The following is a 20,131-nucleotide window of genomic DNA, read 5'->3' on the forward strand; positions in this document are numbered from 1 at the left end:
TCTGGTGGCGATAGCGAAGAGGTCACACCCGTTCCCATACCGAACACGGAAGTTAAGCTCTTTAGCGCCAATGGTAGTTGGGACTTTGTCCCTGTGAGAGTAGGACGTTGCCAGGCATTTTTATTATCGCGGGGTGGAGCAGTTCGGTAGCTCGTCGGGCTCATAACCCGAAGGTCGCAGGTTCAAATCCTGTCCCCGCAACCAAATTATCTTTTATACATACTTGAATATATTATTATTATCCTTAGGCATAGCCTAAGGATTTTTTGTTTGGCTATATTTATAAACACTTGTTTAGGTTATGATATAAGATAGTGATGCAGATTAATCAGGAGGTTTTTTCATGTTACAAAGTAATATTCAAACTTATATTGAAAAAGAAATGAACGTTCAAGGTCAATCTTTGTCTTTATACCAAGAAGAAAAGGAATATGCGTTGCAAAAAGAGTTGGTACCGCAAAACCTGATGATAGAAGAAAAAGAGGCATCTTCACGTTTTAAAGATTCTTATATCGAAAGAGTAGATAAAGAAACGGACGAGCTGATCGCAGAAGAATCTCCTCTTTCGTTTTTAGATACTCCTCTTTCTTACGTGAAAGAGCACAGAAGTGAATTTCTATATGTAGAATCAAAATGGTTTGAATTTATTAAGCTGGATGGATGTTCTTTTGAAGTGGATGATGTGTTTGGCACATATAAAGTATTAACGGGGTTACATATGCAAAAAAAATTCGGTTCTTTACTAAAACAATTTTTTACTAAAGAGCTTAATGAAAGCCCAACAAGCGTCCAGCTTTTATTTAATGATAAAGATGGATTATGGGATGTGAATATTGAGTTAGATGCTATAAAAGAATTTGATGAAAAAATGTCGATAGGTGAAGCTCTTGTTCTTACATATCGTTTTTTCTTTTATCTAGTGGAGTATATAGAGAACGAAAAAGCTTAAGAAATGATTATTACTTTCCCTGTAAAGCATAGACCGTAGTTTCTATGCTTTTTTTGATGAGTAATACGTAATGAATGCTAAATGAAGCTGGAAATACATTTACATCTCTATGTTTTTATGGAATGATAAAGAGTATCTTTACATATATGACTGCTATGGGTAAGGAACAACTATCAGGAATCTTTCTAGTTTTTTGAGAAAGCAGCTTACATATTACCTGTTAATAGTACTCTGAGCAAGAAAGCCTCCGTAGGATGAAGTATAATATATACATACAGGAACTATTTTTAACTTTATAAAAAATGTCTGCTGACGTATGGGATTATAAATAAAGAGGGGATGTTCATGTTATTAAGAAAAATAAAGTCTGAAGAATTGGCAGAAGTCTATCAAATGGGATATGCCGCATGGCCTAAAGGCAGAACGTACAAAGAGTATGTTAGAGATAATCAAAAAGAAGAAACATATGGAATTCGGTATGTATACGTAAATGAAGAGAATCAAATTATTGGTTCATTTATTTTGCTTCTTTTACAAACTCCCCGATTAAAGTTTGCTTTGCATGGTATTGGATCCGTTGTTGTACACCAGCTTTATCAACGAATGGGGTATGGCCGTGATATGCTTGAAGACTTTTTTCAAAAAATGAAGATAGAGAAGCGCAGCGCTATTTTTATGCTTTATAGCGATATTCTTCCTGAATATTATCATCAGTTTGGGTTTAAGGAGCTCCCTTCTCATTTACAACGTTATCCTCAATCCATTGCTATGGTAAATTGCAGCGAGTCACAATATGAATACTTAAGTAAGCAATCCATAGAAGACATACCGGCCTATTTTTAAAAGGTATGTCTTTTTAATAGTATTTATCGGCACAATCGTTTACAATTTTATGTAAGCGTTTTCTTCACTTGGAGATGAATGATTTAATTCGTCCTCATAACCATAGGCAAATCGTGCAGTTAATATAAATTTGATTACATAAAACCTTGCTATCATCTTACTAATAACTCTTATTCATTCCATACCATACCGATATGTACGTTTGCTGCTAAGTATAACCATATCAATATAAGGAGGAAGCAGGAAGATGAAACGATTATTTATAGCAGGGATGATTATTATGCTTTTTTTATCTTTAGGTGCTGTATCTTCTTCAGCCGCAGGAAGTTTTACCTCTAAAACATATAACGGAAGGACATACAAACTGTACGTACCTAGCGGTTATCAGGGAGGTACTGCCTTACCTCTAGTAGTTATGCTACATGGCTGTACTCAAGACCCTGATCAATTTGCAGCAGGAACGCAAATGAATGCACTGGCGGAGATAGAGAAGTTTCTTGTTCTTTATCCAGAACAACCCTCTTCTGCTAATTCAAATAAGTGTTGGAACTGGTTTGATACGGCTCATCAATCAAGGGGAAGCGGTGAACCAGCGTTAATTGCTGGAATGGTTAATCAAATAAAAAGCAGTTATTCAATAGATGCCGACCAAGTCTTTGTTGGAGGGCTATCTGCTGGTGCAGCTATGAGTGTTATTATGGGAGCTACTTATCCAGACATATTTGCGGCTATCAGCGTTGGGGCTGGCTTAGAATATAAAGCAGCGACTAGTGTGACAGGTGCTTATACAGCAATGGGCAGTGGAGGTCCTAATCCTATCCAACAAGGAGATTTAGCCTATTCAGCCATGGGAGATCATAAACGAGTGGTTCCGGTTATTTTGTTTCATGGAACAGCTGACTACACTGTTGCGCCTATAAATGCGAATCAAATACTATCGCAATGGGCTCAAACAAACGATAGAGCGGCTGATGGGCTGGATAATAACAATATTGATGATACGGCAGATCAAACTTCAACAGGTACAGTATCTGGTGGAAGAAGCTATACGCAATATATTTACAAAGATACAGCAGGAAAAACAGTAATGGAAAAGTACATGATAGAAGGAATGGGACATGCTTGGTCAGGGGGAAGTACATCCGGTTCTTATACAGATCCTAAAGGACCAAATGCAACTAAATTAAGCTGGAACTTTTTTAAAAGCCATCCAAAGAACAGTGATGCTTCTAATCCAGGAGATGTATCACCACCGGTTACAGCTGCTTCACCAGCGGGAGGAACGTATGGAAGTTCTGTTTCTGTCACATTATCAACCAATGAACCTGCCATCACTTACTATACATTAGATGGAAGCATACCAACTGTTAATTCTCTAAAGTATTCTGAGCCTATTACCATCGACTCTAGCAAAACAATAAAATTTTTTAGTGTAGACGCTGTGGGTAACCAAGAGGGAGTAAAGACGGAAGTTTATCAAATTTCTGAAATTTCAGATAAATCTTCAGTATTTTCTTCGCTTGCTGCTGAAGATGGATTTATCGGAAATTTATCAGCTGACGGTATGAGTAGTTCTATTCATAAAATTGGGGATAAAGGAATGTACAATACCGACACATACCGAACCATTTTATCTTTTGATACAAGTTCCTTACCTGATGATGCAATCATTACGGATGTATCTTTAAAAATTTATCGCAAATCCTCAACTGGGAATATTTCATCTTTGAAAGGCGATATTAAAAGCGGTGTATTTGGAACTAGCAGTTCTTTAGAACAAATAGATTATCAGGCCTCACCATCTATTTCAGCGGCCTTCCAAATGTCAGTGCCTTCACTCAATAATGGATATACAACTATTCAACTTCCTTCCTCACTTTGGGGATATATGAATAGGACCGGCAAAACTCAGTTTCGCTTGTCAAGCTCAGGTCCAGCAGACTTTTTAAGTGACGTAGTTGAAATTTATGGAGGGGACAATCCTGCATATGCTCCAACTGTAACTGTTTCCTATAAGTAAAAAAACCTTCTAAAAGCTAACTGCTTTTAGAAGGTTTTTTTTTGCTGATAAGTTACTTTTATCACCGAATACAACTCCAACTTTTTATAGAGTTTTCTTCAAATTTTGACATGATTTTGATGAAATTTAATCATTATTTAAAAATGAATTGTCAGAAATATTACAAGAAAATGTTTAAAATTAATTAAATCCGTAATAAAAGTAAAATATTCCTGTAATGGAAGTGAAATGAACAGGTGGTATCATTCAGTCATTGAGTAAATAAGGAGGTATTCGGAAAATGAAGAAATTTGTATTTACTCTAGGGACAACGGCAATTCTTTCAGCAGGATTTGTAGGTGCAGCATCTGCCTCTACAAGCGGAACGTATGAAGTACAAAAAGGTGACACTTTATGGAAAATCGCTCAAAGTCATAATGTGAGCGTAGACGAGCTAAAAGATGCTAATAACTTAACATCAACACTAATTTATCCAAATCAGACACTAAACTTATCTAGCATAAAAGAAATCGTACATACTGTAAAACGTGGTGACACTTTGTGGTCAATCGGTCAACATTATGGCGTAACAGTAGAAGAAGTTAAAGAATGGAACGGTTTAACATCAGACTTAGTTTTCCCTGGAGAACAATTTAAAATTAAAACGGCACAAGCAGCTCAATCTCAACCAGCTAGTGCGCCAGTAGCAAAGGCAGCTCCACAAGCGCAGCAGTCTCAAACGGCACAAGCTCAGCAAGAACAAGCAGCACAAGAACAAACACAACAAGAACAAGAGCAAGCTCAAGTAGCAACGCAAGCACAGGCGGCACAAGAGCAAGCTCAAGCAGCACAAGAGCAAGCACAAAAAGAACAAGAGCAAGCACAAAAAGAACAAGAGCAAGCTCAAGTAGCAGCGCAAGCACAGGCAGCACAAGAGCAAGCACAGAAAGAACAAGAGCAAGCTCAAGCAGCAGCGCAAGCACAGGCAGCACAAGAGCAAGCACAGAAAGAACAAGAGCAAGCTCAAGCAGCAGCGCAAGTACAGGCAGCACAAGAGCAAGCACAGAAAGAACAAGAGCAAGCTCAAGCAGCAGCACAAGAGCAAGCACAAAAAGAACAAGAGCAAGCTCAAGCAGCGGCACAAGCACAGGCAGCACAAGAGCAGGCACAAAAAGAACAAGCAGCTCAGCAGCAACAAGTTCAACAACAACAACAACAGCAGCAGTCTCAACAGCAAGCTAGCGGTAAGTCTATGACTGTTGAAGCAACAGCTTATACAGCTAACTGTGCTGGATGCAGTGGTACAACAGCTACTGGAGTAAATTTAAAATCAAATCCAAATCAACGAGTAATTGCAGTTGATCCTAGCGTTATTCCATTAGGTTCAAAAGTATACGTTGAAGGTTATGGTCAAGCTGTAGCAGCAGATACAGGTGGCGCAATTAAAGGAAATCGAATTGATGTATTCGTTTCTTCAGATAGTGCTGCACAAGACTGGGGCAGAAGATCAGTTAAAATTACAGTTATCGACTAATACTAGTCTTATAGAATAGAAGTAAAGAGAGATGTCTTTTAGGAGACATCTCTTTTTTTATGCTTAAAATGAACGTTTGAAAAAATTAGGTCCGGGCATACTAAAATTTATAGTAGGAATTAGTTTGTTATATTAGTAATTATTTCTTGATTTATATACAATGTTTGAGTGTCCTAAAAAGCTGAAAATATGTCAGGAGTATAGAAATATGAAACTTTATAAAAAAATGGCTTTACTAATAGTGCTGGGTGTTATCGCAGGATTCTCGTATCTAGGCTATCAAGGATTATTTCAGCACGATGATCATTTGAATACGTCTGATCATAATCCTTTATCTTCTTCTAAACAGAAGCAAAATAGTATAGAAATTGTAGGGAACCCAGAATCCATTGCTGTGTTAGTAAACAAGCAAAATCTTCTTCCTGATCACTATGAACCCACTGACCTTGTATACCCAGACGTTCGGTTTATATTTAAAGAAAAAATTGAAAAGCGCCAAATGCGTACAGAAGCAGCAAAAGCATTAGAAAGGATGTTTTTAGCTGCTGAACGAGAAGGAATTTACCTAGCCGGTGTTTCTGCCTATCGTTCTCAAAGCCGTCAAGAATCTCTTTATCAAGCGTATATAAAACAAGATGGAGAAGCGGCAGCTAATCATTACAGCGCTCACCCAGGCAGCAGTGAACATCAGACTGGTTTAAGTATAGATGTATCAAGCAGCACCGGTAAGTGTGCAGCTCAAGATTGTTTTAAAGATACTCCTGAAGCCAAATGGATTGAAGAAAATTCATATAAATACGGATACATTGTTCGCTATCCAGAAGGAAAGCAGCAGATTACAGGTTATAAATATGAGCCGTGGCATATACGATTTGTCGGAAAAGAACTCGCCTCTAAGGTGTCTAAGAAAGGAATTACGTTAGAAGAATATTATAATGACTATATGCAAGTTGATAATACAGTTCAATAAAAAAGAAGAGTTATATAAACTCTTCTTTTTTTATTGCTGGAATATACCCTTATTTTAAAAGGATGAACGAGGGAAAGATGTAGAGATGAACCACGGGATGCTATATCCTATGCCTTACTAGTAAAAGAGTTAACGTTTATAAATTATAATGAATTTTGTGATAAAGAATACTCATGTTCGTTTTTATTTCCCTTCACATATTCTACAAAAAAGGGAGGTGAAAGAAAATGAGTTTTTACGGAGGTTATGGTTATGGGTACGGATACGGAGCAGGTCACGGAAGTAGCTTTGCGTTAATTGTTGTGCTATTTATTCTACTAATTATCATCGGTGCTTCATGGGCAGGGCACTATTAATAAGGTGTCTATAAATAAACTCCCTTGAAATAATTCAAGGGAGTTATCTGTTTTTATCTATAACTAGGTAACTGTAAGTACGAAGTGCTTACATATCCTTTAAAGCCGTTGTATTCTACAAAAGCCCAATCAAATGAGAGCTTGTTGTCTTTTGAGTAGCCCCAAGCTAAGAAGCTGACGCTTTTTCCTTTAGGAATAGTTGTTACAACTTTGTTGCTTGTGCTAGGCCCTGTACGCAAATTAAGGTTAGCAGCTGTATGAACAGTAGTAGGGACTTTCATTAAATAGGAAGTACTGATATATCCGGTGCCGCCAATTATTTTAATGGCAGCCCAGTCTGCATTTACAAACTTGACTACTTCGATTTGATCTTTTTTTCTTAATGTATCAAGAATCTTTCCCTGAGTGCTAGGGTTTGAACGTATATTAAGTACGTTTGCGGTCACTTCATATACGCTGAACGGTGCGTTTATTTTTTCTGCTGCACTTGCTGTTTGCTCGTGAGTGAATGGCAGTATTCCAGATAGAGATGAAAAAGTAAAGCCCGCTGCTAATGCAAAAACCGATATAGATTTTGTAATTGTCTTCATACGAATCTCCAACTCCTTAGTGAAATAGGTAATATCTCTTTCTATAACACTAAGAATAAAGAATACTTGTTTCTAAATTGTTACCAATATGCATCCCAGTTGTAAATTTACGAAAGGTCTGTAAAAAGGTTTATTTCACAGACCTTTTAAAAGCGCTATTGTTACTCATCCTTGCGATCTTCCATTGATTTATGAAAAGAAAAATATACAAAAATTGATAATACTGTCCCATAAATGCTCCACAAAGCTAAAGCAAAAATAAATTCTTTCTGCAGGCAATAAATAATGGTTAAAGCAACTAGTGCAATAAAACTTATTAAAATGGTCTTTTTCATAAGCACCCCGCCTATTTAGTTTGATTACTCTATATGCTTTTTGATCTTGCTTTTACCCTATAATTATTCGACTATTGCGCTAAAGATGAAAGGAAAAAGTTAAATAAAGCCGAACTTATAATAAAAAGAGAGATGCAGGAGGATACGTATGTTAGAACAACATGTACTAGAAGATATACAAAAGCTACACTCTATTTGCGAACAAGAAGAGCACATAGAGCTGAAGCTGAATTTTGACATGTTACGAAGTCGAAAACAAAATGACGTTAACGATTTTTTTCATTATGAAGATAATCAGCTTGTTGGATTTATTGGTCTTTATGGGTTTGGGAATACAGTTGAAATATGCGGAATGGTCGCTCCTAGCTATCGCAGAAAAAAGATTTTTTCAAAGCTGTTTTCTCAAGCTTTACATATATGTAAGAAGCGTAAGTATACAGAGATTTTATTAAATGCTCCTGGCGATTCGGTTTCAGGTAGGGAATTCTTAAAGCAAATCCCATGTTCGTTTACTTTTTCAGAATATCAAATGAAGTGGGCAAAAAAAGAATTGGAAGATGATAATTCCTTTGTTACACTTCGCTCTTCCCAATCAGATAAACATATAAAAATAGAAATGCAAATTGATGTAGAATGCTTTGGTATGTCTTTAACAGAAGCAGCTGCTTATTATGAGCAACTGAACACGGAGGAACAGCAACATCATTTTATCGTAGAGTATGATGGCCAAGCGGTTGGAAAGTTAAGGGTATCTTATGATAAAAGCGAAGCATGGATTTATGGATTTGGTATTTTACCTTCCTATCAAAAATTAGGAATAGGAAAGGCGGCTTTAAAACAAGTCATTTTACAGCAGCATCAGCTAGGGTATGATGTATTTCTTGAGGTTGAAGCAAAAAACAAACGCGCTTTGCAACTCTACGAAACATGCGGTTTCAATTCATATCATGTGCAGGATTATTACGTATATAGCTTGTAGATAAAAAACACGGAAATCTTAGATTTTCGTGTTTTTTATCTATATATTAGATGATATGTGATTTTTTGAGTGAATAATGAGAAAGTAGAGAAAAAGTGATATGCCCGTTGATAGAAACAGAGAAGGCCATACAAACATGATAGGAGCGCTGCAAGCAAGGATACCCGTAAGAATACCTCCAATAAATGCTTTTTTAAATGATTGATAAGCCGTATACCCCAGGCTAATACTGATAAATACATTGATGAGGCTAAGAAAAATAAAAGAAAAAAACAAGTTATTTCCCCCTTGTTTTTAATACACAATAAAAAGAAATATTTCATATTTTTAGTGTAGCAAAAAATAAAAAAACAATAAAATTTGGATCCTAAAGATGAAAAAGGAAGCCATCTGTGTTATGTATAGTAAAGTGAATGAGAACGTTAAAAAAGGGAATGAGTTAATAGAGTGATGTAGTAGAAAGAAAGGAGTAAAAGGATGGAATTTGCCCATATCTTTACACTAAGTGTATCTGTTGTAACAGCTATTAATATTTTATTAGCCGGTATTCTTATTTTCATCGAAAGAAGAGATATAGGATCTACATGGGCGTGGCTTCTTATTTTATTTTTTATACCAATTGTCGGCTTTATTGTATATCTGTTCTTTGGAAGACAGCTAAAACAGAAAAACTTTTATAAATTGTCATCTGATGAGCGGGAATATTTAAGATCTTCAGTGGAAGAGCAATTAAAAGAGCTTAAAGCTACCCACGAATATCGAAATGATTTACTGATTCAACATAATAAACTGCTGTTCACTAATTTAAATTCTTCTAAGTCACTTGTGCGCACCGACAATGAAATTGATATCTTTAGTGATGGTAATCAGAAATTTGATGCATTGTTTGAGGACATTCGAAATGCTAAAAAAGAAATTAATATTCAATATTATATTATTCAACGAGATAATCTTGGGAAAAAATTAAGAGATGAGCTAACAAAAAAAGCAAAAGAAGGCATAAAGGTTCGTGTTCTTTATGATGAAGTAGGATCTAGAAAAATGACGCCATCATTTTTTAAGGAGCTTATTTCATATGGCGGCGAAGCACAGGCGTTTTTCCCTTCAATTCTTCGCTTAATTAATTTTCGGATTAACAATCGAAATCATCGAAAGCTTTGTATCATTGATGGTGAAGTAGCATACATAGGAGGATTTAACGTAGGAGATGAATATTTAGGGTTAGATCCAAAAATGGGTTATTGGAGAGACACTCATTTTCGCATTAAAGGAGAGTCAGTGAACGATATTCAAGGGAGATTCATTTTAGATTGGCATCAAGCAACAAAGCAGCCAATTGAACTGGAACAATTTTTGCATCGCACAGAAACTCATTCTGGAACGGTTCCTGTACAAATTGTAGCAAGCGGGCCAAACTCGACTACTCAGCATCTGAAAAACATGTATATCTCATTGATTATGTCGGCCAAAGAAAGTGTGTACCTTCAAACACCTTACTTTATTCCAGACGCAAGCTTTATGGATGCTTGTAAAATTGCTTTATTATCTGGAGTAGAGATTCATATTATGATTCCAAACAAACCCGATCATCCTTTTGTTTATTGGGCTACGTGGTCTCACGTAGGTGAACTGCTGACATATGGTGCGAATATTTATCTCTATGAAAAAGGCTTTTTGCATGCTAAAACGATTGTAGTAGATAATGAATTGTCTTCTGTAGGAACGACGAATATCGATCCGCGAAGTTTCAGCCTTAATTTTGAAGTGAATGCAGTTGTATATGACCAGCCTATTGCCAAAAAGTTGCAGAACCTGTTTCTTGAAGATGTGCAATACAGTTCAAAATTAACGCTTGAACGATATAAAGAGCGCTCTCTTCTTATAAAATTTAAAGAAGCGGTATCTCGCTTACTGTCACCAATTTTATAATACAAATCATTGATATCATAAAACAGACTTGAATTTTTAGATTCAGGTCTGTTATTTTATTGGTTTCTCCTTGTAAGGAGAGTTAGAGATAAAATTAAAAAGTTTTACCAAAAAATCCAAGGGTATTAATACTATAACAAGCTAAAAAATGATAATACCTAGGAGGAATAGAAAATGACAAAAAATGTAGTAGGTACGTATGATTCAGAGGCAGCAGTTATTACAGCGATTCGAAATTTAAAAACACAGGGATATCCGGACAGTGCACTTTCTGTCTTGACAAACAGTGGTCTGCGTCATGAAAATACAGAAGCGATTAAGCATTCTGCAGGAATTGATGTGCAAACAGTTGATACAGATCAACACTCAAAGCACCATCAATCCTTTATGGAGAAAATAAAAAATGCTTTTACGCCGTCTGAAGAAAAAATGGATCAAGATGTTAATCGAATCGAAAATCAATTAACCGAATATGGTGTACCTGCTGCAGAAGCTTCCTCATATGTATCTGATCTTAAAAAAGGAAAAGTTTTGCTGATGGTAGACGCAGTTGAGCATGATAAACACAATTCAACTCTAGGACAAACAGTGACACCTGCTGAAAAATCAGCTGACCCAATGAATGAAAAAATGTTATACGGCAATCACGAAAATAAAATAAGGTAATGTTGAAGTAACCAAATGCGATAATAAAAGACTGCGTTCTTAAATAAAAGCTAGTTAACGAAAGGAAGGGGACCGATGAGAAATCTAGAAAAAACGGAATATGAACTTGACTATTTAAAACAGCAGCAAGAAGTTAATCAGAAGCTCATCAAAGTTTCACAGTCTCTTGTTGCTACGTTAAAACAGTATGAAGAAGAACCAGAGAATACGGAAGTGTTAGCTGTTCTTGCTGACTTAGAAGGTCAGCAAGAGCAGCTAAAAGCAAAGACCGAAAAGATATCTAAAGAGCTTGCACATTTATAAAGTGAGATAAAAGAAGTTCCTATATAAAGGAACTTCTTTTTATGTTTTACCATAAATAATCTATTGTGAGAGAAAGAGAACCTTATATAACGGGATGTGAACGTTATAGGGATAGTGGTTTTGTTTTAGATACATATAGAGGAGAAGAAACGCGATAAGAGATTATGTAAAAATGGGAAAAGGAAGAACGGTCATTCGTTCTTCCTCCAGCCGTATTGCTTATGATAGTGATTTAGAAACGTCCGCCGCCAAGTTGCTGTTCAGCCATTTGCACAAGACGTTTTGTGATTTCGCCGCCTACTGAGCCGTTTGCGCGTGCAGTTGTGTCAGGACCAAGAGTTACGCCAAATTCGCTAGCGATCTCATATTTCATTTGATCGATTGCTTGTTGAGCACCGTGTACTGCCAATTCGTTGCTGCTCTTATTTCTGCTGTTTGCCATCATAATCAACTCCTTTTATAAGGTTAAGATTATGATTTGATTAATAGATAGTTTTTATACATAAAATAAAAAAATTTTTTCAAGGACTTATAGAATATGCTTATTGGAATATAGTTACAAAGTTTTCCGCTAAGTAACGGAAAATAATTATGTGTAGAAAGAGAGAGAGATCACGTAAAATAGAACACAAGTAAGTAAGCGGTTACATACTATTCGAAATAGAATGAGAATGTTAATAATTCTATTCTAATTTAAAAGGAGGAGTCCATCATGTATCAAAGATTAAAAAAGTATGTATTATTGGCTGTTACATGGAGTCTAGCAATTGGCATTATACTCTCTTACGAGAAAACAGCGTTTGCGAAGCAGGCGCACGAAAAAGCTACATCTTATCGTACAGTGACAGAGATTTATGACTGGGGAGCGGCGATCACAAAAATTATTATTGACTTAGGTGAACCTGTTCCAACCAATTCACTTACAAAAGAAACGTTTAAGGTGCATGTGGCTCGAAGTGATAGTCGATTAGAGCCGTCTTTATTGGAACAAGGAGATCGTAAAGTAAAAAAAGCATATGTATCCGATAAAGATGGACAACCAGCCGTACATACTGGGAAATATGCAGTTTTAGAAATGGAAGTTGGACCGGCCGTTTCATTAGGGGCGCCACTAAATTATGATGAATACGGTACAGGATTAAATGCATGGATAGAGAGTCAATACACCATTACTCAGCAAAAAGATATGATAACAAAGAAAGGAAAGCTGTCAGGGCTTGTAGTGAAACAGTTTACGGGAGAGAAAAGAGAACTCGTAGATGATTTTGCAATTAAAAAAGGTATATATCACAATGTAGAATTAGCATACGCAAGTCATGCGCCGGCAAAAGATAAGAAAAAGAATCCATTAATCATTTGGCTACATGGTGGAGGAGAGGGAGGAACAGATGCAACAATTCCCTTATCTGCTAATAAAGCTGTTAGCTTTGTCATAAAAGAAACTCAGGCCTATTTTGAAGGTGCCTACGTTTTAGTACCACAAGCGCCAACAAAATGGATGGATGGTTATACCGGTGAAGCGGATGGAACTTCTATTTATAAAGAGTCACTGATGGCATTAATTCAAGAATATGTTTCTAAAAACCCTGATATTGATCCCAATAGAATCTATATTGGAGGAGCATCTAACGGCGGATATATGACTATGCTTATGATTCGTGATTATCCAAACTATTTTGCAGCAGCATTTCCAGTATGTGAAGGACTAAATGATAGATTAATTACGGATCAAGATATTGAAAAGATGAGAGAAACACCTATTTGGTTCGTAGCCGCTAAGAATGATACAGTTCTTCCGCCAACAATTAACACTCTTCCAACTTATGATCGTTTGGTTAAAAGCCATGCAAATAATGTTTATTTATCACTATTTGAGGATGTACATGATACCACAGGCTTGTATAAAAATAACGATGGTGCGCCCTATCAGTATAATGGACATTCATCTTGGATATATCTGTATAACAACGAACCCAGCACTAAGATAAATGGAAGCACAATAAGCATAATGGAATGGATGAGCAAGCAATCGCTGAACAATTAATCACTTATAAAAAAGCTGTTTCAAGTAGAGCAGCTTTTTTTATTTCTCTTTTAAAGATAAAGGATATATCTAAAATAAAAGATTAAATACTTTCGTGATAAAATAAGGGAAGAGATCAGGAAGAAAGGAACAGTGAAAGTGAAGCCAACCATTTATGATGTTGCGAAAAAAGCAGGGGTATCGATAGCCACTGTATCCAAAGTAATCAATCAAACAGGCCGTATTAGTGAAAAAACGATAAAAAAAGTGAATGAAGTAATGATGGAATTAGATTATCAGCCTAGCAGTGTAGCAGCTGCGTTAACGGGGAAAAAGACGTACACAATTGGCGTGTTAGTTCCTGATATCTCTAATCCTTTTTTTGCAGAGGTAGCAAGAGCTTTTGAGAATAGTGCTAGAGCAGCGGGATACACGCTTTTTTTATGCAGTACAGATCATCAAACGGCGCGCGAGCATGAATATATAGATCTTTTATTTAAAAAACAAGTAGATGGAATCATTATTGCAACTGAACTAAATGATACGAAGCTCGTAAAGAAAATTGTGAAGCATGATGTACCGCTTGTATTGTTTTCAGTTGACCATCCTTCTATCTCAACGCATGTAGTGACAATTGATAACGTTCGCGGAGGATATATCGCAGGTACGTATTTAATAGAAAAAGGTCATCAATCGGTAACGATTATGACTGAAAAAGATAGAAAAAGCAGTGAAGGGCGATTAGCGGGTTTTAAGCAAGCACTTACAGAAGCAAATTTGTCACTAGAAAATCAGTCCATTATCAGCTGTTACTCAACAGTAGAAGATAGCAGAAGAGCAAGTAAACAGCTGCTTTCCTTGCCTAACAGGCCGACAGCAGTCTTTGCATGTACAGATCTAATTGGGGTATCGCTCATAAACGAGGCAAGGAAGCAGGGGCTTTCGATCCCAGGAGATCTGTCGGTAATTGGATTCGATAATACGATTTATGCTGATATTGCTGAGCCGGGTTTGACAACGATTGAACAACCCATTTCTCAGATGGCTGCTAGTACGTTTGAACAGCTGTTAAAGTCTATGAAAAAAGAAGAGCATGCGAAACAGCGAATAACGATTATTCCCGAACTAGTAGAACGTGCGTCAGTAAAAAAGTTATAAAGTAGAGAAAATAAAAAAGCTGCAGGTGCCTCAACACCTGCAGCTTTTTCTGCTTAATCATATTTATAGAGAGACCGGACTTTTGACTTCGTTTATTGTGTCTTCTTTAATAGTTGTTTCTGTTGGAATCGTAAGGAAGCCAGTCAAAAAAGCACCAAAGAAATATAGGCAAGCAAAGATCCAAATCACACCGCCAGTGCCTAAAAGACCAATAAAAACGGTTACAATTAAAGGGCCTACAAAAGCAGAAAGTCCAGAACCTAAGTTCAACACAGACATTGCAGCTCCTTTATTCTCCGGCGCTAAAGAAGGCACTAACGCTGTAAGAGGAACATATCCTGCTAGTGTTGCACCGTAACAGCATGCGACAATCATCATCACCCAATAATTATGTCCGACGAATTGCGGTACATAGTAGAGAGCAAGTGTTACAATTCCACATCCAACTCCGCCAAACCATTTGATTGTATTTACCCAGCCAAATTTATCTCCAACAATACCAAAAATAATATTAAAAGCCATATTCACAAAAAACAGTGTACCCCAGATTTGCAACCATTCACTCATCGTAAAATCATGTTTCATCATATATGTTGGCAAGAAAACAACAAATCCAAATTGAGCAGCAGAGTTAATAATCTTTACGATTCCGCCGATCCCTACTTTAGGGTTCTCAAATGCAATTGTAATCCCTTTCATTAATTCTTTTGTTTTATTATCGTTTACTTTTTGTACGGTAAATTTGTCTTTATTCATGATAATGGAAAAGATTCCACCGATCAAAACAAAAAGTAAACCACTCCATAAGGTAGCGATTTCGCCAATTTTCGGAACCATATAACTTGAGTAAAAGGCTCCGATTACACTTAATCCAAGCTGGAAGACAAACCAAAACCAGCCTACTGCTTTTGAAAGCATTTCCTGGGGCGTGCGGTAAGACACCCAGACCAAGAATGAGTAAGCAAATAAAGGGTAACCAAATCCTCTAAGAGCATAACAAATTAATATAATTGTGTAATTCATAATATGAAGTCCTAAACCTATAAATCCAATTGAACCAATAATAAAGGATATTAAGCCGAATGCCATTGCTTTTCTAGGGCCCCACAGCTGAACCAGTACGCCGGAGAACCAGGAAGAAACAGAGACCGTAATGCCGTAAACAGTAAACAGTAAAGCAGCATGTTCAATGGTTAAACCTCGTTCTACAAGATAAGGAGATAACCATCCTTGTTCTAAACCATCGCCAATCATAAAAACAATAATACCTATGTATCCCCACGTTAAATGAGAAGGGATCCCAATCCTGTCTAAAGCCGTTTTTCTGGAAATAAATTCATTCATTTTTCACACCACCAGATCGATTATTTTGTGTAAAACATCAAACTAATTTGGTTAAGCGCTTAATCTATTTAATAAAAAGTATACGCTTACATTTTTTGAACGTCAATTAAAATTTTAAATATATATAATTTTCAATTAAATAATTTTAATCATAAAAATATGGGTACGTAAGGTAATAATCACTGAATTTATGATAAAAATACTCAAATATAGAGAAATTCTTCATGTTTCATCAATAAATGTATAAGAAAATAAAAAAGTTTTTTATACATTTAGATGATTGAAAAATAAATATTCTAAATAATCTATAAAAATGTTTGCATTTCAGAAAACGTTATGTATAATTGGAATCAGGAAAGCGCTTAACCTATATAGAGGTTTGAGCGAACGTTGTCTTAACTTTTAATTAAAGGGGAAAATAAGATGGGGATTCTTACAATTGGAATAATTGGTGCTGGACGCATAGGGAAATTACACGTCGATAATTTAAAATTAATGCCGCAAATAAAAATTAAAGCGGTTTCAGATGTGGTAGTAGATCATTTACATGAATGGGCTGCAAGTAAAGAAATTTCGACGTTAACAACTAATTATCAAGATTTATTAGCTGATCCAGAAATTGATGCCGTTTTCATTTGTTCGCCAACGAATACGCACGCATCGATTATTAAAGAAGCTGCTCGAGCGAAAAAGCATATTTTCTGTGAAAAGCCCGTTAGTTTTTCAGTAGAAGAAACAATCCAAGCGTTAGAAGTAGTAAAAGAACACGGCATACAGCTTCAAGTTGGCTTTAACAGACGATTTGATCCCAACTTTAAAAAAGTGCATGATCTTGTACAACAAGGAGAAGTAGGACAGCCGCACATTTTAAAAATCACCTCCAGAGATCCTCAGCCTCCGAGTCCGGAATACGTTCGCGCTTCAGGAGGATTGTTCATGGATATGATGATTCATGATTTTGATATGGCTCGTTATGTAATGGACAGTGAAGTAATTGAAGTATCGGCTTACGGCACGACGCTAATCGATCCCGCTATTGAAGAAGCAGGGGATATAGATACGGCAATTGTGTCATTAAAATTTGCAAATGGAGCTTTAGGAGTAATTGATAACAGTCGTCAAGCTGTCTACGGTTACGATCAGCGTCTTGAAGTTTTTGGTGAAAAAGGTTCCGCTACTGCTGATAATTGCCGTCCAACTACAGTAGAAATATCAACAGGCAAAAGTGTAGTCAAAGAGAAGCCGCTGTATTTCTTTCTTGAGCGCTATACACAAGCGTACATAGATGAAGTAACACAGTTTGCAAGAGCAATTACAGAAAATCAAAGCGTGATTTGTACAGGTAACGATGGGTTACAGGCAGAACGAATTGCTAAAGCAGCAAAAGAGTCTTTACTATCTGGGCAGCCAGTAAAGATTGAACATAAAAAATACGCAGTGAATTAATGACGGTAAACGTGGGGATGAAAGAAATTAGTCTTTCTACCCTTTTAGGAAAGCGCTTAACTAAGGAGGAATAAAGATGAATCCGCTTGTTTTTAAAGAAAATCGTGATTTAGATTTCATCGCTGTTGGCCGTTTATGTATTGATTTAAATGCAAATGAAACACAGCGTCCAATGGAAGAGACTAAAACATTCACTAAATATGTAGGAGGCTCTCCAGCTAATATTGCAATTGGAGCAGCAAGGCTAGGCTTAAAAACCGGTTTTATCGGAAAAGTATCAGATGATCAAATGGGACGCTTCATTACGGATTATCTGCAAACAAATAAGATTAATACAGATAGCATTGTTATTGATAAAACGGGGGCCGTAACGGGACTAGCTTTTACAGAAATCAAAAGTCCTACAGATTGCAGTATCTTAATGTATCGTGATAACGTAGCGGATTTAAAGCTGAGTCCTACAGAAGTATCAGAAGAATATATCAAACAGTCAAAGGCACTTTTAATATCTGGAACGGCTCTTGCGCAAAGTCCTTCTCGTGAAGCCGTGTTTTTAGCACTAGAACACGCACGAAAGCATGAAGTTGTTGTATTTTTTGATATCGATTATCGTCCATACACGTGGGAATCGGAAGCTGAAACGGCAGTCTATTTTAATTTAGCCGCTGAAAAATCAGATGTGATTATTGGTACGCGAGAAGAGTTTGATATGATGGAAAAATTATTAAACTATGAAGAATCTAACGACCAAGTAACAGCAGAACGATGGTTTTCTCATCATGCTCAAATCGTCGTGATTAAGCACGGTGGAGAAGGATCTATTGCTTATACAAGAGACGGCGAGTCTCACCGCGGAGGAATATTTAAAACAAAAGTTCTTAAAACGTTTGGCGCTGGTGATTCTTATGCTTCAGCCTTTATTTACGGATTGATGCAAGGGCTTGAAATTCCACAGGCAATGCGATTGGGCGGTGCCTCAGCTTCGATTGTAATTTCAAAACACAGCTGTTCAGATGCTATGCCAACAAGTATTGAGCTCTTCAACTTTATGGAGACAGCAACGGAAGTTTTGCAGGAAGCTTAATAGATAAAGGGGAAATCTTAAAAGATTAAAGGAATAGAAGCTTATTAAAATCAGATAAAGGGAGAGATATTCTATGACACAAACAGCAGTAAAAACAGTAAAAAACTATATTGGTGGACAATGGATTGAATCAACTGCATCAAAAACAGAACCTGTGTATAACCCAGCGACAGGTGAATTAATCGCACAGGTGCCTCTTTCTACAAAAGAAGATGTAGATCAAGCGGTGCAAGCAGCAAATAAAGCTTTCAAAGGATGGGCAAAAACAGCCGTGCCTAAACGTGCACGAATTTTGTTCAAGTATCAGCAGCTATTGGTAGATAACTGGGATGAATTAGCAAAGTTAGTGACAGTTGAAAACGGAAAAAGCTTTAACGAAGCGCGAGGTGAAGTGCAGCGCGGAATTGAATGCGTAGAGTTTGCTGCTGGAGCTCCTACGTTAATGATGGGTAAACAGCTTCCTGACATCGCAACAGACATTGAATCTGGCATGTACCGCTATCCAATTGGCGTTATTGGAGGCATTACGCCGTTCAATTTTCCAATGATGGTTCCTTGCTGGATGTTCCCGCTTGCGATTGCTTGCGGCAATACATTTGTGTTAAAGCCGTCTGAGCGTACACCGCTTTTAGCTGCAAGGTTAGCTGAGCTGTTTGAAGAAGCTGGTTTGCCAAAAGGCGTGCTAAACATTGTAAACGGCGCGCACGATGTGGTAAACGGTCTTCTTGAACATAAATTAGTGAAAGCTATTTCGTTTGTAGGTTCACAGCCTGTAGCTGAGTACGTGTATAAAAAAGGTACGGAAAACTTAAAGCGTGTTCAAGCTTTAGCCGGTGCTAAAAATCATTCAATTGTATTAAATGATGCAGATTTGAACGTAACAACAAAACAAATTATCGGAGCCGCTTTTGGTTCAGCAGGTGAACGTTGTATGGCAGCATCTGTTGTTACTGTACAGGAAGAAATTGCGGATCAGCTAATTGAAAGATTAGTAGAAGAAGCCAACAATATCGTAATTGGCGACGGCTTAGAAGAAAACGTCTTCTTAGGACCGGTTATCCGTGAAAATCATAAAGAGCGTACGCTTAGCTATATCGAATCAGGCGTGCAAGAAGGTGCCCAGCTAATCCGTGACGGTCGTACAGACGCAGCGGTAAATGGCAGCGGATACTTTGTTGGACCAACGATTTTTGATCGTGTTACACAAGAAATGAAAATTTGGCAAGATGAAATTTTTGCACCTGTGCTGTCTATTGTGCGTGTGAAAACATTAGAAGAAGCTATTGAAGTAGCTAATAACTCTCGTTTTGCAAACGGTGCTTGCATTTACACAGATAGCGGCGCAAGCGTACGTGAATTCCGTGAAAATATTGAATCCGGCATGTTAGGAGTAAATGTAGGAGTGCCGGCACCTATGGCGTTCTTCCCATTTTCTGGTTGGAAAGACTCTTTCTACGGTGATCTTCATGCAAATGGTACGGATGGAGTGGAATTTTATACAAGAAAGAAAATGGTAACAACGCGCTGGTAAGTGATTCGTTAAAAATCGCATCTCATTTAAAAAGGAAGTATCAGGAATTAAAGATATTCCTTATGCTTCCTTTTTTAAAATCGTAATCTAGT

General features: G+C 36.9%; 19 protein-coding genes, 1 tRNA gene and 1 rRNA gene. 17 read left to right on the plus strand and 4 right to left on the minus strand.

Annotation, left to right across the window (positions count from 1 at the left end):
- The 8 genes from rrf to ACOZIR_RS25110 all read left to right on the plus strand — a co-directional run bounded on the left by rrf (position 1) and on the right by ACOZIR_RS25110 (position 6,651).
- A 5S ribosomal RNA gene (gene rrf / locus ACOZIR_RS25075) occupies positions 1 to 116 on the plus strand.
- An 11-nt stretch (positions 117 to 127) separates the two neighbouring features.
- Positions 128 to 204, plus strand: a tRNA-Met gene (locus ACOZIR_RS25080).
- Between the two features lie 139 nt (positions 205 to 343).
- Positions 344 to 949 carry a hypothetical protein gene (locus tag ACOZIR_RS25085; RefSeq protein ID WP_421536015.1) on the plus strand — a complete coding sequence of 202 codons (606 nt, stop codon included), beginning with the start codon at positions 344 to 346 and terminating at the stop codon, positions 947 to 949.
- A 345-nt stretch (positions 950 to 1,294) separates the two neighbouring features.
- Positions 1,295 to 1,792 (plus strand): GNAT family N-acetyltransferase, encoded by a 498-nt coding sequence (locus tag ACOZIR_RS25090; protein ID WP_310879087.1) that lies wholly within the window; start codon positions 1,295 to 1,297, stop codon positions 1,790 to 1,792.
- A 247-nt stretch (positions 1,793 to 2,039) separates the two neighbouring features.
- A complete protein-coding gene (locus tag ACOZIR_RS25095; RefSeq protein ID WP_310879086.1) occupies positions 2,040 to 3,812 on the plus strand; it encodes a PHB depolymerase family esterase in 1,773 nt (590 codons plus the stop codon).
- Positions 3,813 to 4,092: 280 nt separating this feature from the next.
- Positions 4,093 to 5,325, plus strand: a complete 1,233-nt coding sequence (locus ACOZIR_RS25100; protein WP_421536016.1) for a LysM peptidoglycan-binding domain-containing protein — start codon at positions 4,093 to 4,095, stop codon at positions 5,323 to 5,325.
- 208 nt (positions 5,326 to 5,533) lie between these two features.
- A complete protein-coding gene (locus ACOZIR_RS25105) occupies positions 5,534 to 6,295 on the plus strand; it encodes a M15 family metallopeptidase (protein WP_045292494.1) in 762 nt (253 codons plus the stop codon).
- A 227-nt stretch (positions 6,296 to 6,522) separates the two neighbouring features.
- Positions 6,523 to 6,651, plus strand: a complete 129-nt coding sequence (locus ACOZIR_RS25110) for a YjcZ family sporulation protein (protein ID WP_013055210.1) — start codon at positions 6,523 to 6,525, stop codon at positions 6,649 to 6,651.
- 53 nt (positions 6,652 to 6,704) lie between these two features.
- Here the strand turns inward: ACOZIR_RS25110 and ACOZIR_RS25115 are convergent, their stop codons facing one another.
- Positions 6,705 to 7,241 (minus strand): SH3 domain-containing protein, encoded by a 537-nt coding sequence (locus ACOZIR_RS25115; RefSeq protein WP_045292493.1) that lies wholly within the window; start codon positions 7,239 to 7,241, stop codon positions 6,705 to 6,707.
- A 161-nt stretch (positions 7,242 to 7,402) separates the two neighbouring features.
- The gene (locus tag ACOZIR_RS25120) at positions 7,403 to 7,576 is read right to left on the minus strand and encodes a hypothetical protein (RefSeq protein WP_310879083.1); all 174 of its coding nucleotides are present in this window, start codon (positions 7,574 to 7,576) and stop codon (positions 7,403 to 7,405) included.
- 148 nt (positions 7,577 to 7,724) lie between these two features.
- Here ACOZIR_RS25120 and ACOZIR_RS25125 point away from each other — a divergent pair, with 148 nt between their 5' ends.
- The 4 genes from ACOZIR_RS25125 to ACOZIR_RS25140 all read left to right on the plus strand — a co-directional run bounded on the left by ACOZIR_RS25125 (position 7,725) and on the right by ACOZIR_RS25140 (position 11,453).
- Positions 7,725 to 8,555 (plus strand): GNAT family N-acetyltransferase, encoded by an 831-nt coding sequence (locus tag ACOZIR_RS25125; protein ID WP_310879082.1) that lies wholly within the window; start codon positions 7,725 to 7,727, stop codon positions 8,553 to 8,555.
- A gap of 477 nt (positions 8,556 to 9,032) precedes the next feature.
- A complete protein-coding gene (gene cls / locus ACOZIR_RS25130) occupies positions 9,033 to 10,484 on the plus strand; it encodes a cardiolipin synthase (protein ID WP_045292488.1) in 1,452 nt (483 codons plus the stop codon).
- A gap of 174 nt (positions 10,485 to 10,658) precedes the next feature.
- The gene (locus ACOZIR_RS25135; protein ID WP_045292486.1) at positions 10,659 to 11,150 is read left to right on the plus strand and encodes a general stress protein; all 492 of its coding nucleotides are present in this window, start codon (positions 10,659 to 10,661) and stop codon (positions 11,148 to 11,150) included.
- A gap of 75 nt (positions 11,151 to 11,225) precedes the next feature.
- On the plus strand, positions 11,226 to 11,453 hold the full coding sequence (locus ACOZIR_RS25140) for a hypothetical protein (protein WP_028410211.1): 228 nt from the start codon (positions 11,226 to 11,228) through the stop codon (positions 11,451 to 11,453).
- 232 nt (positions 11,454 to 11,685) lie between these two features.
- Here ACOZIR_RS25140 and ACOZIR_RS25145 read toward each other — a convergent pair whose 3' ends face one another.
- The gene (locus ACOZIR_RS25145; RefSeq protein ID WP_016762907.1) at positions 11,686 to 11,895 is read right to left on the minus strand and encodes an alpha/beta-type small acid-soluble spore protein; all 210 of its coding nucleotides are present in this window, start codon (positions 11,893 to 11,895) and stop codon (positions 11,686 to 11,688) included.
- A gap of 270 nt (positions 11,896 to 12,165) precedes the next feature.
- Between ACOZIR_RS25145 and ACOZIR_RS25150 the strand changes: the two genes are divergently transcribed.
- The gene (locus tag ACOZIR_RS25150; protein WP_045292484.1) at positions 12,166 to 13,497 is read left to right on the plus strand and encodes a prolyl oligopeptidase family serine peptidase; all 1,332 of its coding nucleotides are present in this window, start codon (positions 12,166 to 12,168) and stop codon (positions 13,495 to 13,497) included.
- Between the two features lie 138 nt (positions 13,498 to 13,635).
- Complete coding sequence (locus ACOZIR_RS25155; RefSeq protein WP_310879089.1) at positions 13,636 to 14,634, plus strand: LacI family DNA-binding transcriptional regulator; 999 nt, start codon at positions 13,636 to 13,638, stop codon at positions 14,632 to 14,634.
- A gap of 63 nt (positions 14,635 to 14,697) precedes the next feature.
- Here ACOZIR_RS25155 and ACOZIR_RS25160 read toward each other — a convergent pair whose 3' ends face one another.
- Entirely contained in the window at positions 14,698 to 15,978 is a 1,281-nt protein-coding gene (locus ACOZIR_RS25160; RefSeq protein ID WP_045292483.1) for an MFS transporter, read from the minus strand.
- 423 nt (positions 15,979 to 16,401) lie between these two features.
- On the opposite strand from ACOZIR_RS25160, the gene iolG reads away from it, so the two are divergent.
- The 3 genes from iolG to ACOZIR_RS25175 all read left to right on the plus strand — a co-directional run bounded on the left by iolG (position 16,402) and on the right by ACOZIR_RS25175 (position 20,039).
- Positions 16,402 to 17,424, plus strand: a complete 1,023-nt coding sequence (gene iolG / locus ACOZIR_RS25165) for an inositol 2-dehydrogenase (RefSeq protein ID WP_045292482.1) — start codon at positions 16,402 to 16,404, stop codon at positions 17,422 to 17,424.
- A gap of 76 nt (positions 17,425 to 17,500) precedes the next feature.
- Positions 17,501 to 18,508 (plus strand): 5-dehydro-2-deoxygluconokinase, encoded by a 1,008-nt coding sequence (iolC, locus tag ACOZIR_RS25170; RefSeq protein ID WP_045292480.1) that lies wholly within the window; start codon positions 17,501 to 17,503, stop codon positions 18,506 to 18,508.
- A 73-nt stretch (positions 18,509 to 18,581) separates the two neighbouring features.
- Positions 18,582 to 20,039 carry a CoA-acylating methylmalonate-semialdehyde dehydrogenase gene (locus ACOZIR_RS25175; protein WP_045292478.1) on the plus strand — a complete coding sequence of 486 codons (1,458 nt, stop codon included), beginning with the start codon at positions 18,582 to 18,584 and terminating at the stop codon, positions 20,037 to 20,039.
- The last annotated feature ends 92 nt before the right edge of the window (positions 20,040 to 20,131 follow it).

It is taken from the genome of Priestia sp. D3YE.R1 (assembly GCF_049199565.1).
In the GTDB taxonomy this organism is placed as follows: Bacteria; Bacillota; Bacilli; order Bacillales; family Bacillaceae_H; genus Priestia; species Priestia aryabhattai.